Genomic DNA, 13,226 nt, shown 5'->3' on the forward strand with positions numbered 1-13,226 from the left:
CCATGTTAATAGATTCACATTGCCACCTCAATTTCCCCGATTTGGTGGCGCGTTTGCCTGAAGTATTGGCAAACATGCACGACAACAACATCCGCCAAGCCTTGGCCATCAGCGTCAGCCGCGACACTTATGCGCAAGTCCAAGCCTTGGCCGACGCCCATGCCAACATTTATTGCACCATAGGCGTGCATCCCGATGAAGAAAGCGCGGCCGAATTCAGCTTGGAAGAAATGATACAGGCCGCCTCCCTCCCCAAAGTGGTGGGCATAGGCGAAACCGGTTTGGATTACCATTGGTGCCAAGGCGATTTGACTTGGCAACACCAACGCTTTCGCACCCACATTCAAGCGAGCAATGCCACCAAACTGCCATTGGTGGTGCACACGCGCGATGCCGGCGCAGACACCTTGCGCTTGTTGCGCGAAGAACGGGCCGAGGCCGGCGTGATTCACTGCTTCACCGAAGACGTGGACTTTGCGCGAGAGGCTCTGGATTTGGGCTTTTACATCTCTTTCTCCGGCATTTTGACCTTTAAAAATGCCCAGCAAATCCAAGCAGCCGCCCAATTCGTGCCGCAAGACCGCATCTTAGTGGAAACCGATGCGCCGTATTTGGCGCCGGTGCCCAAACGTGGCAAACCCAACGAACCTGCTTATGTGCGCTATACCGCCGATTTTTTGGCGCAGTTGCGCGGCGACAGCGTGGCCGAAGTGGAACGCTATACTTGCGACAATTTCTACCGCTTGTTCAATAAAGTACCGCGCATCGATGAGGCAGCAGCATGAGCACACTCACGCTGACCGTGCTCGGCTGTGGCAGCTCTTCCGGCTGCCCAGTCATCAATTGCGATTGCGACACTTGCTTAAGCACTGCACCTGAAAACAAGCGCAGCCGCTGTTCGGCTTGGCTGAGCAGCGATGATGGCGCTTCCATCGTCATCGACACCGGCACCGATTTTCGTGCCCAAGCCTTGCGCGCACGCATCCCCCACATCGATGCGGTGTTGTACACCCATCCGCATGCCGACCACTTAAACGGCGTCGATGATTTGCGCGCGTTTTGCTACAAGCAAAAAGCCGCCATCCCAGTGTATGGAAATGGTTTCACGCTGGCGAACATGCAAAGCCGCTTCGATTATGCGTTTTTAGAGCCGCGTGAATTTTGGGACAAGCCGGTACTGAAAGCGCAAGGCTTACAGGCCGCTCAAACCATTGCGGGATTGCCGGTGCAAGCGTTTAATGTGCCGCATGGGCGCTGGACGATTTCAGCGTTTCGCATCGGCAACATCGCCTGGCTCACCGATTTGAACGACATCAGCGACGAAGTAATAGACCAATTACAAGGTTTGGATTATTTGTTTTTGGATTGTTTGATGGACCATGCCTACCCCAGCCATTTGAGCGTGGAGCAAGCATTTGCGTTTGCCCAGCGCATCAATGCCCAACAAACCTACCTCATCCACATGACCCACCGCTTGGAATACCACGAATTGATGGCACGCTGCCCTGAGCGCGTCGCCGTCGCTTACGACGGTCTTACCGTCACAAGCGGCCTGTAAACATGAACAGCCGGCGTTTACTGAGTTTTATGCGCAAATGCTGGCTGTTTTTGGCTTACGCCAGTTTGGCTGCGCTGTTACTCGGTGAATTGGGCCGCCATTATTGGCTATTGGAATTGTTCAGCCATTTTGTGCCTGTCTACGCAGTGCTGCTGGTATTCGGTGCCCTATCGAGTCGCCAACATGTGCAACGGCTGTTGTTTGGTTTGACAGCAGCGGCGTTGGCTGTCTGGATGTTCACACCGACCGCGGCCAACAAGCCCTCCTCACCCGCCGCACAACGCTTTATCAGCTACAACCTCTATATCAATAATCCGCAGACCGAAGCCGATTTCAACTGGCTGTTGCAGCAACAAGCCGATGTGGTGTTTCTCACCGAAGCCACGCCGTTGATGGGCATCACCCAACATTTACAGGCCGCTTATCCCTATGGTTGTGAGCGTTTGGATGACAGCCCTTTTGGCTTAATCCTATTGTCCAAACAGCCATTAAGCTCTTGCGAGGTCTTGCAATACGGCAGCCTGTACCGCTTCCCCGCCATACGCGCGCAATTGGGCAATGGCCGCGTGGTGTATGCCATGCACCCACCGCCACCGATTTCTGCCTTTTTGGCCAAGGAGCGCGACCGTGTGTTGCAAGACATAGCCGCGCAAGTGGCACAAGAATCAGGCGAGGTTTTGGTGATGGGCGACATGAACAACAGCGCGTTTGCACCCTCGTTCCGCCAATTCATCCAAGACAGCGGCCTGAATTTACAAGCCCCACGCGCCATGCCCACTTGGCGCCCCGGCTTAATCGGCATAGACCACATCTTGCGGCGCTCCAAACACACCGCTACAGTAACGTATGGTCCGTGGCTGGGCTCAGACCACCGACCTGTCATCGCACGCTGGTAAACTCAATCCACCACCGGATAATACGGTTTGCCCCACAAGCCCTCATTGGGCTTGCTCAACATCACCTGCAAAAACAATGGCAACATGTCGCTTAAGATGCGATTGGCATCTTTCAATTGCGCCCGATTGACCTTGCTCGCATGGGTGGCACCACCATGAAAAATCTGATTGCGCAAGGTATACAAACGCTCAAACACCACCAGCAACACGCTTGAAGTGTCTTGCTCTTGCAAGGCTTTATGGCTTTTGCGCCGCGCCGCCGCAAATTGCTCTTGCCACGCCTCCTCGCTCAGCAAACCATTGTGATGGTTCCAAAATGGCTGAAACACGTATTTGGAATCCAATAAAGTGCGGATGCTGGCCGAATAGGTTTGCCACACCAATTGGTAAATGTGCTGATTGTTCACGCTGCAAATGCGCTGTAAGAAATCGCGAAAACCGATTTTATCCGCGGCAGGCAAATGATTTTGGGCATCAATGGCGTAAGCGGCATTGAAAGCCACCCACAAACACATGAATTTCATGTCCAAATCGTCGCTGTGCTCAGCCTGTTTTAACCAACTCAAACTGCGGTGTAAACGCAGCCGTACCGGCTCACTTAACGCCGTTTTAACTTGATGGTATTGTTCTTCTACCGTGTTTAATGAATGATTTGCATGCTGTTGCACCAACATAGAGACTCTCCAAAGCGTGATCAAAGCGAGGGGATGAATATTCAATACTCATAACATACGCAAGATTGTTGGCGGCTTCAAGCGCGGCGCCAGACCCGCATCATTTAAACAACACGAGCACCCAGCCAATCACAATAAACACAGCTCATCTCTTACTTGTTGTAGACATAAAAAAGCGGCCTGTAAAACACTTACAGGCCGCTTATCACATGTTCAAGCTATTATGCGTGTGCCGCAATCAACAATTGGTTCATGCGTTTCACAAAGCTGGCTGGGTCTTCCAGTTTGCCGCCTTCAGCGAGCAAAGCTTGGTCGTACAGCAATTGTGACAATTCTGCTTGCACCACGCCATTGGCTTCACTGGCCAAGCGTTGCACCAACACGTGCTCAGGATTGATTTCCAACACCGGTTTCGCGCCTGGCAATTGGTCGGCCGCACCGGCCGCTGCCAACATGCGTTGCAGGTTTTGGCTCATGTCGTGTTCACCCACCACCAAACACGCAGGGCTTTCGGTCAAACGGGTGGTGGCGCGCACATCGGCCACTTTGTCGCCCAAATCGGCCTTGATTTTGGCCACCACATCTTTGGCTGCTTCTTGGGCTTTTTCTTGTTCGGCCTTGTCGACTTCGTTTTCCAAGCTGCCCAAGTCCAATTCGCCTTTGGACACGCTGGCGAGTTTTTTGCCCTCAAATTCAAACAAGCTGCCCACCACCCACTCGTCAATGCGGTCGGTCAACAGCAACACTTCTATGCCTTTTTTGCGGTAGATTTCCAAGTGTGGGCTGTTTTTCGCCGCCGCATACGTCTCAGCAGTGATGTAGTAAATCTTGTCTTGGCCTTCTTTCATGCGCGCAATGTAATCTGCCAACGACACGGTTTGGGCGGCATCATCGTTGTGCGTGGAGGCAAAACGGCTCAAAGCGGCAATCTTGTCTTTATTGGCCGCATCTTCGCCTATGCCTTCTTTCAACACGCTACCGAAGGTATTCCAGAATTGGCTGTAGTCTTCAGCACGGTTTTTGGCGATGTCTTCCAACATGGACAGGATTTTTTTCACAGCGCCGGCGCGAATTTGATCCAAATCGCGGCTTTGTTGCAAGATTTCACGCGACACATTCAAAGGCAAATCATTGGTATCAATAATGCCTTTGATGAAACGCAAATACATCGGCATCAATTTTTGCACATCGTCCATGATGAACACGCGCTTCACATACAGCTTCACGCCGCCTTTTGGCTCGCGATCGTACATGTCAAACGGCGCATTTTTCGGTACATACATCAAACCGGTGTATTCGTGTTTGCCTTCGACACGGAAATGCGTCCATGCCAAAGCATCGTTGAAATCGTGTGAAATGTGTTTGTAAAACTCTTGGTATTGCTCGTCGCTGATGTCATTTTTGCTGCGTGTCCACAAGGCTTGCGCTTGGTTCACGGCTTCCAATTCATCCGAATGGGTGATGTTGCCTTCGTCGTCGTAAGACGGGGCTTTTTTCATCAAAATCGGCACAGAAATGTGGTCGCTGTAAGTGGTAACGATGCGGCGCAGCGTCCAATCGCTGAGCAAATCGGCATCTTCTTCTTTGATGTGCAAGGTAATCACCGTACCGCGCTGTGCCAGCTCGATGTTTTCGATAGAAAATTCGCCATCGCCTTTGCTGATCCAACGCACGGCTGTATCGGCGGTTGTACCGGCGCGACGCGTTTCAACTGTCACCTCATCGGCCACGATAAATGCTGAATAAAAGCCCACACCAAACTGACCAATCAAATTGGCGTCTTTTTTGGCATCGCCAGACAGTTGTTCAAAAAAGGCTTTGGTGCCTGATTTGGCGATGGTACCCAAGTTTTCAATCACCTCATCACGGCTCATGCCTATGCCATTGTCGGTGATGGTGATGGTTTTTGCCGCGGTATCGCAAGTAACGGTAATGTGCAAATCACCATCATCTTCCAATAAAGCCGCATTGTTCAATGCTTCAAAGCGCAATTTGTCGGTCGCATCAGCGGCATTGGAAATCAATTCGCGCAAGAATATCTCTTTGTTAGAATACAAAGAGTGAATCATCAACTGCAATAATTGTTTGACTTCGGTTTGAAAACTTAAGGTTTCTTTCATCGTGTTCCTCGTATGCTGACAACAAGTATTATTCAAGATGAAAGTTAGATAAGGTGGATTTGGGGAATTTCAAGATGGGCAGCAAAAGTCAGTCATGGGCGGCCTGTAAATACCCAACGCAACACAGCCATACGAGATGGCTGTGCTTGGAAACTGAATCTACACATAACAAAACAGCCTTTTACAGGACGCTTTGCTATGACGTATGGCTCAATGGATGCTGTAAACCGGCATATTGGTAAACGCAGCCAAGTGAGCCACAGTAAACGAATAACTTTCTTCGTAATACTTCACCTCACCACTTTCGGTAAACACCAAAAAACCCGCACCGATTTCACGCTGACGCAGCGCAATTTTAGCAGCAAACAATTGCACCAAATGCGCTTGGCGGTTGCCCATGCTGCGCAAATTAGGCATGGGTTTGAGCAGCGGTGTGCTGATGGCGGTAGGGTGAAACGGTTGAACCAGAGTCATTCTGGCAATTTTCATGGCAGCATTCATGGGCGTGCTCTTTAAATGTTAAAATTTAATGACAATCTGTGTGTAAGGCACAGATTATAGTCTTTCCGGCGCAACTAGGTAATATGTTTGTGTGAATGATATCTTGATTTCATTCACAATATTATTAATACTCAAACTTAGTTTATATCTATTTAAAAAAATAAACCTCACCAACAAACGCCACCCTCGTGCGACCTTAAGCTCAGCCCTTCAAGATGGCACCACTTTACATGTTCAAATGGGTTTCCACTTTAATATAAGCTGTGTGTTGTTCCGTGGCTTGGGCGCCAGCGGCACAACGTTCTAAGGTCAACACATCCTCAACTTCCACCGCCGTTTCATGCTCAAACACCTGTTCAGCTGGGCAATCGCCAGTTCCAATTGATGCTTGCGTTGGCGCAGTTCTTCGACACTCAACATCACATCCTCCTGCCGCGGCTTAAAATGAAAGATTGCTGATAGGAGCGATTTGTGTACAAAGAAGTTCGGCAATCATAGCATTTTTACGAAAAAATTATAGTGTTTAGGCACTTACATCAACACAAAATGGCAGACTGTGTTGCAGCTTGCACAAACCCGCTCAAATGCGGCCTGAAATCGTTGTTTTAAAACAACAAGTTCAGGCCGCATATTAAAAAATCAATAGGTCTTTACGCGCGCACCTCACCACTTGCATACACCTCCAATTGATGTGCCTCCAATGCACTGGGCACTTCCCAGTGCTTGAGCATTTGCAGCAATTTGCCATTGCTCAAACTGCTGTCGCGGGCGTGATTGCGTTGCAGCAAAGTTGCCTTATCCGCCTCCACATACACCACGCGCACATGCGCATCGTAGGCCAAACACACATCGAGGTTTTTCTGGCGCATTTGCGTCGACAAATGGGTGGCATTCCAAACAAAATCCTGCCGCTTGCGCAAATAAGCTTTGGCTTGATTGAGCACGGTTTGCGCCACCAAACCTTCATTCGCGCCGTATTTCAATCCCAAGTGCTGGCGGGTGTCATCGTAAGACAATACCGGTAAACCCGCAGCATGCGCGGCCACCCACGTGTTTTTGCCACTGGCAGGCAAGCCGCACATCAGCATCACCCGACTGCCTTGCGGCAGTTGTAAGGCAAACTCGGGATAGACTTCATGGCCTTGGAAATAGCGCAAACGCGTGTGGACATTGGCAAAGACTTTGGGCGTGCGGTAACAGCCCTCTTCTTGCGCCAACTCCTTTAATAAAGCGATGTTGTCCAAGGCACGACTTTTGTCCGCACACACACGCCCACGCATGTCGGCCGTGGCCAACATATTGAGCAAATGCATGTCGGTCAGCCACGACAATTGATGGCACAACCACAGCGGGGTGCGGCCATGGCGGTTGACTTCAAATGCAAAAAACGGCACTTGGTGCACGGCAATCATGCGGCAAATGGCTTCGCGCTCAAGCATGGGCAAACCCAATTCCCACAATAAAATGCGCGCATCCAAAGCGCCTTTTTTCGAGTGACCCGGCTGGCTGATGCGTCCGTGCTCATCCACCACAGTGGTGCGGTATTTGGCCACATCGTGCAGCAAAGCCGCCAAAAATACCTGTCGCTGCTGCGCTGCCGTCAATGCGGCAAAATCCACATCTGCTAACAAGGCGTTGACCACCATTTGCGTGTGCGTCCACACATCGCCTTCACCATGGTACAGCGGCTCTTGCGGCGTGGTTTTGGCTTGCTCCAATACAGGGAAGAGATTTAAACAGGCGGCAAAATCGACCGTGTCGCCTTGAAACAAGGCATGAATGCGTGCAGTCATATCATTTTTCATGCGCTCTCTCCACCGGTCTCTCCACTGGCGGCCTGTAACCAATCTTTCGGCAATTCTGGCGCGTAAATATCCACGCCAGCGCGCAAACCATTGACCACAATGGGCCGTTCGCTGTGGTGCGAGCCAGAATCCAACAGCGTTTGCACGAAATCGGCGCGCACCAATTTATAGCGCTCCAGCACTTGGCCGTGCTCCTCCACTTTGATGTACAAACCTTCTGCGGCATCGGCATGGTCAGTTTGTTGCCAGCACAAGGCCTCATCCAAATCTGCGCGCGCACAAGCGGCCGCAAACTGGTGTTTCCATGTAGCGGTTTTCGCCAGCGAAGGCTGTATCAACGCTTGCAAGGACACCAAGGATTTGGGCGCGATGCCTTGGTATAACACCGGCACCGATAGTACTGGCAACGGTTGTAGCAATTGTTGCCGCATTGGCGTGTCCAAAAACACATGTCGCTCGCGGTCGTAGACATCAAATTCGCACAGCCAATGCGGCAAGGCATCGTAAAACACCGAGTGTTTGGCGTACAGCCATTCGGCGTAGACGATGTAGCGATGACCCAATGCGGCCTGTAAGGCTGTTTCATGGGTTTTTGCCCACAATTTAAAATAATTGAACTGGCGCTCGCGCCCGCCCACTTGGTGCAGATTCAAATAATGGCCACGCGATTGCAAATGCAACACCTCTTGCTCAAAACTGATGCCGACATTGGCGCCATCGAGTTTTTCTTCCACCACAATGTGCCGGCCTGTAAGGTGTTTATAAGGAATGGTTTCTTTGTCGCCGGCAGCGAGACCTGAGCCTTGCAAATGCGGCGTGCGCGGGTATTTCAATAAAGTCATGATTTGGTTCTTTCGTAAGACCGAACCAAGAGCGATAAAGTGGCTGCTGCGGGGAGAGGATGGTGCAGAACACACACGCATCCTAAAAGAATGCGTCGTTTAATTCGGTTGAATGTGTAAACGTGGCATAGAGAAATCTATCCAAATAAAAGGGTTGGAGTAATGGGAGCGCAGTATAGAGGCTCTAGAGGCGGCCTGTAAAATCCACAGGCATATCACAGGCCGTAGGTGTGGGCGATGTGCAACAGCGAGGGTGCTGATGTATGCCTGAAAACAACCATTTCAGCACTATCTCTTAAGCAGGGTTTTACAGACTGCATGATGCGGCCTGTAAACATTGATAGACCGCTTATCCGTGCCTGTATCTTGTATGCATCAAGAGTATGTCTGTTCGGATAAAACCAGATGGCTACGTCTTAAAATAATTGTTATCAGCTCTGAATGCGGCCTGTAAGTGCTTACAGGTCGCTTATCCTACCTATGGCTTGAATGTAAAACGAGAATGTCTGCCCTGATAAAACCAGACCGTAATACTCAAAATAATGGTTACAAAACACTTGAGGCGGCCTGTAAACCCTTACAGGCCGCTGTTGCATTATGCCGACGCAGACGGATGATTACCGCCATCATGATGGTTAAAGCGGCGTATGGTTTTGTGTATCCAGCTGCGGGTATTGTCCAAATACACATACACAATCGGCACCACAATCAGCGTCAACACCGTCGACGTAATCAGGCCGCCGATGATGGCATAAGCCATCGCTTGGCGCGTTTCCGAACCTTCGCCGTTACCCAAAGCCAACGGCAACATGCCGAATATCATCGCCAAACTGGTCATCACAATCGGGCGCAAACGCACTTTGCCCGCTTCAACAATCGCTTCCAATCTGTCCATGCCCACATTCAAACGCGCATGGTTGATGAAATCGACCAGCAAAATGCCGTTTTTGGCCGACAAACCCATCAACATCACGATGCCAATGATGGAGAACATATTGAGCGTGTTGCTCGTGAGCCACAGCGCCACAAACACACCAATGAAAATCAGTGGCAAGGACATCATGATGGTAATCGGCAAGGTGAAGCTGCGGAACTGCGCCACCAAAATCAGATAGATGAAAATAATGCCCAAGGCCAAGGCTTGCAGCGCATACATGCCCGATTCTTGCATGTCGCGGCTCGCGCCTTCTTGCACCAAGGTCACGCTGCTGGGCAATTGCAATTCGGATTTGAAGGCGTCGATTTGGCTGAATACCTCGCTGTTGTTATAACCCGCGCCAATATTGGCAGTGAGGCTGATTTCGCGCTGCAAATTGATGCGGTTAATCTGGCGCGGACTCACACCCGGCTTGATGGTGGCGATGGTGTCCAAACTGACCATGTGCACTTGGCCATCGCTGCCGGTGGTGGGGATGGTGGTTTGTTTGAGCAAATCGGCGCTGCGCGTGCCTTGTGGGATGCGCAATTGCACATCGTAGCTGTTGCCATCGGGCGCTTCCCAGCTCGAGGCTTTGCTGCCGGCGTACAGGGTTTTCAAGGTGTCGCCCAAAGTCGCCAAATTAATGCCCAAGGCCGCCGCCGCATCGCGATCGATCAACACGTCTAACGATGGGTCAGCATCGGATTCGCTGTTTTCAATGTCGGTAACGCCGGGGATTTTCGCCAGCGCCGCTTCCACTTGTTTGGCCGCTGCGGTCAAATCCTCGCTGTTGCTGCCGCGCAAACCGACATTGACCACTTTACCGCCTGGGCCAGCCTGCCCCATCGCTTCAATTGAGGTGATTTCTATGCCAGCGATTTTGTCCAATTCCACGCGCATGTCGCGCATCAATTGGTGCACATCGCGCTCACGCTGGTTTTTATCGCCGACATCTATGCTGAGCGAACTGTTGGTCTTGCCATTGCCAAAACCTGCCGCACCAATGTCGGCGGCCACGCTTTTGACCTCGGGGAAATGGCCAATGGCATTGCGCACTTCGGTGGTTTTTTGGGTGGTGTATTCCAAGGTCGAGCCGGTGGCGGTTTTGAACGCCACCTTAATTTTGCCTCGGTCTTGTTGCGGCATGAACTCACCACCAACCATGCCCGAGCCGACCAAGGCAAAACTCGCCAACATCATCACCGTTACCACCGCCAATACCTTAATCGGATGGTGCAAACACCAGCGCACCCAACCGGTATAGCGCTCGGCCACATCGTCTATCCAGCGGTCAAAACGGTCAACCGCACGGCCGATGAAGCCGCGCTTGCCATGTTTCGGGTCGTGCCATATGCTCGACAGCATCGGGTCCAGACTCAAAGACACCACCGTCGAAATCACCACCGCCGCTGCCACCGTCAAACCAAATTGGTGGAAGAATTTGCCGATGATGCCATCCATATAACCGATGGGCAAAAACACCGCCACGATACAAAACGTGGTCGCCAATACCGCCAAACCGATTTCTTGGGTACCGTCCAAAGCGGCCTGATAATGGCTTTTGCCCAATTGCACATGGCGCACGATGTTTTCCCGCACCACAATCGCATCGTCAATGAGCAAACCAATGGCCAGCGACAGCGCCATCAGCGTCATCAAATTGATGGTGAAACCCATTAAAGAAATTGCCCACATCGCGCCGATGAGCGACACCGGCAAGGTCAAGCCGGTAATCACAGTCGAGCGCCATGTGCCCAAGAACAAAAACACGATTAACACCGTCAGCAACACGCCTTCGATTAAGGTATCGCGCACCTCATTGACCGAGTTGCGGATGTCGTCAGATTGGTCGTAGGTATACACCACTTTCAAATCCGGCGGCCCGCGCTTGATTTCCTCATCTAGCATCGCTTTCACGCCATCGGCCACCTCGACCACATTGGCGCCACGGGTGGCACGGATGTTCAGCGACACCGCCGGTTTGCCATTCAAAGTGGCGATACTGGTGGCTTCGGCGATGCCATCGCTGACCTCGGCCACATCGCGCACCCGGATTAAGCTGCCATCGCGGTTGGCCACCACAATATTGGCAAAGCTTTCCGGTTTTTTAATCTTGCCGGTCACGCGGATGGCGATTTCATTGCCTTGCTGGCGCACCGTGCCCGATGGGTAATCGCGATTGGCAGCGGCGATGGCCGCATTCACATCGGCGATGTTCACATTCAGGCTGCGCAATTGTTCAGGTTTTACCGCCACGGTGATTTGCCGCTCGGTGCCACCGACGATTTCCACCTCGCCCACACCCATTACGGTTTGTAAGCGTTTTTTCAAGGTATTGTCGGTCCAGTCGGTCAATTCGCGCAGGCTGACTTGGTCTGTGCCCAAGGCCACGCTGAGCATGGATTCGTCCATGGGATTGAATTCCGACACCACCGGCGTGTCGATATCTCGGTCAAACGAGCCACCGACCGCGCCGACTTTGTCGCGCACGTCTTGCACCGATTTGGCCGTGTCCACATCCAATTCAAATTCGGCAATGACCACCGATGAGCCTTCAAACGAGTAAGAGCGGATGTTTTTGATGCCGTTAATCGTGTTCAAAGCCTCTTCTATCGGCTTGGACACATCGCTTTCCACCACCTCAGGCGACGCGCCTTCGTAAGTGGTCGACACCATCGCCACCGGAAAACGCACATCGGGAAAGGCTTCTACCGGCAATTTGAAGATGGAAAAAATGCCCAAGACCACGGTTGCCAACACCAATACCGCAGCAAAATACGGATTGTTCACACTGAGGCGGGTTAGCCACATATCATTTCTCCGCCACAGGCAGTTTCACGGTATCGCCCACTTTGATGCCCAACAACTCCGTTCGCAATACCGCGTCGCCGGCCTGTAAACCCTCTACTGCCACGCGCGCAGTGGTGGCATCTTTCAATACCGATGTTACAGGCCGCTTATTTAACTTGCCTTGGCTCACCACATACACAAATTCTTTGCCATCGGCTTGATGTATCGCCGTTTCAGGCACCACCAAGGCTTGCGCCACGCGGTTTAACACAATATTGCCTTGAGCGAATTGGCCGGCTTTTAAATCGCCATTGGCGTTGGGCACATGGATAAACACTGTGAATTGGCGTGTGCTGGCATCGGCCACCGGATTGATGCGCACGATGTGACCAGTTTGCACAGGTGCACCCGTGGCAACGGTAAAACTCACTTCTTGACCAACTTTGACGAACGTCACTTGCTCAGCCGACACCGTGGCGGCAATTTCCAATACCTTGGTTTGGGCGATTTTCAAGATTTGCCCGCCCGCATTCACCAGCTCGCCGTTATTGACCAATTTGTCGTAAACCACGCCACTGATGGGCGCACGCACTTGGGCATCGGCCTGATTCTTGTTCAATTTGGCCAATTCCGCTTGCTGCGCTTTGTGGCTACCCAAAGCCACTTTGTATTCGTTTTGCGCCTGCTCCAGTGCCAATTTCGACACAAAGCCTTTGCCAAACAACACTTGCTGTTGCTTGAGTTTGGTGGCGGCCAAATCCAAATTGGCTTGGCTGTTTTGCACTTGCGCGCGCTGCGCTTGCAGGCTTTCGCGCACCGATTGGTTGTCCAATACCGCCACCACTTGCCCAGCTTCAACCGCGTTGCCCTCGTCCACCAACACATTGCTCACCGTCCCGCCCGATTCGGCGCTGACTGTGGCTTCTTTGATGGGCTTTAAAGAGCCGGTAAAGGCCACCACTTGGGCAAAGTCTTGCGCTTGCACCGTCAACACATCGGCGGCCGACAATTGTTTGCTCACCACTTGTGGTGATTTCGCCGCATTGTCATTTTTGCCACACGCCGCCAATACCAGCAACAATGCGCACATCCAGATTCGTCTTTTACTTTGCATCACATCC

11 protein-coding genes are annotated in these 13,226 nt (G+C 51.8%); 3 read left to right on the forward strand and 8 right to left on the reverse strand.

Going from position 1 to position 13,226, the window contains the following annotated elements; genetic code table 11:
- Nucleotides 1-2 precede the first annotated feature (2 nt).
- From BN3003_RS09430 to BN3003_RS09440, 3 genes are read left to right on the forward strand one after another with little or no spacing between them, the layout of a single operon-like run.
- Complete coding sequence (locus tag BN3003_RS09430; RefSeq protein ID WP_058356405.1) at nucleotides 3-785, forward strand: TatD family hydrolase; 783 nt, start codon at nucleotides 3-5, stop codon at nucleotides 783-785.
- Nucleotides 782-1,558, forward strand: coding sequence for an MBL fold metallo-hydrolase (locus BN3003_RS09435; protein WP_058356406.1), 777 nt, complete (start codon nucleotides 782-784; stop codon nucleotides 1,556-1,558). The genes BN3003_RS09430 and BN3003_RS09435 overlap by 4 nt, the downstream gene beginning before the upstream one ends.
- Nucleotides 1,559-1,560: 2 nt before the next feature.
- Complete coding sequence (locus BN3003_RS09440; RefSeq protein WP_058356407.1) at nucleotides 1,561-2,454, forward strand: endonuclease/exonuclease/phosphatase family protein; 894 nt, start codon at nucleotides 1,561-1,563, stop codon at nucleotides 2,452-2,454.
- Nucleotides 2,455-2,456: 2 nt separating this feature from the next.
- Here BN3003_RS09440 and BN3003_RS09445 read toward each other — a convergent pair whose 3' ends face one another.
- The 8 genes from BN3003_RS09445 to BN3003_RS09475 form a co-directional block, all read right to left on the reverse strand.
- Complete coding sequence (locus BN3003_RS09445; RefSeq protein WP_058356408.1) at nucleotides 2,457-3,128, reverse strand: HEPN domain-containing protein; 672 nt, start codon at nucleotides 3,126-3,128, stop codon at nucleotides 2,457-2,459.
- A 221-nt stretch (nucleotides 3,129-3,349) separates the two neighbouring features.
- Nucleotides 3,350-5,248, reverse strand: a complete 1,899-nt coding sequence (htpG, locus tag BN3003_RS09450) for a molecular chaperone HtpG (RefSeq protein ID WP_058356409.1) — start codon at nucleotides 5,246-5,248, stop codon at nucleotides 3,350-3,352.
- 210 nt (nucleotides 5,249-5,458) lie between these two features.
- Entirely contained in the window at nucleotides 5,459-5,749 is a 291-nt protein-coding gene (locus tag BN3003_RS09455; protein ID WP_058356410.1) for a hypothetical protein, read from the reverse strand.
- Between the two features lie 226 nt (nucleotides 5,750-5,975).
- Complete coding sequence (locus BN3003_RS19210; RefSeq protein WP_267886108.1) at nucleotides 5,976-6,101, reverse strand: hypothetical protein; 126 nt, start codon at nucleotides 6,099-6,101, stop codon at nucleotides 5,976-5,978.
- A gap of 298 nt (nucleotides 6,102-6,399) precedes the next feature.
- Nucleotides 6,400-7,554, reverse strand: coding sequence for an AAA family ATPase (locus BN3003_RS09460; protein ID WP_108721522.1), 1,155 nt, complete (start codon nucleotides 7,552-7,554; stop codon nucleotides 6,400-6,402).
- Nucleotides 7,551-8,396, reverse strand: coding sequence for an RNA ligase family protein (locus tag BN3003_RS09465; RefSeq protein ID WP_058356411.1), 846 nt, complete (start codon nucleotides 8,394-8,396; stop codon nucleotides 7,551-7,553). The genes BN3003_RS09460 and BN3003_RS09465 overlap by 4 nt, the downstream gene beginning before the upstream one ends.
- A 595-nt stretch (nucleotides 8,397-8,991) precedes the next feature.
- Nucleotides 8,992-12,126, reverse strand: a complete 3,135-nt coding sequence (locus tag BN3003_RS09470; RefSeq protein WP_058356412.1) for an efflux RND transporter permease subunit — start codon at nucleotides 12,124-12,126, stop codon at nucleotides 8,992-8,994.
- 1 nt (nucleotide 12,127) lies between these two features.
- Nucleotides 12,128-13,195: an efflux RND transporter periplasmic adaptor subunit gene (locus BN3003_RS09475; protein WP_058356413.1), complete on the reverse strand. Its 1,068-nt coding sequence runs from the start codon at nucleotides 13,193-13,195 to the stop codon at nucleotides 12,128-12,130.
- Nucleotides 13,196-13,226 lie beyond the last annotated feature (31 nt).

The sequence above is a fragment of the Vitreoscilla massiliensis genome, assembly GCF_001457815.1.
GTDB lineage: Bacteria > Pseudomonadota > Gammaproteobacteria > Burkholderiales > Neisseriaceae > Vitreoscilla > Vitreoscilla massiliensis.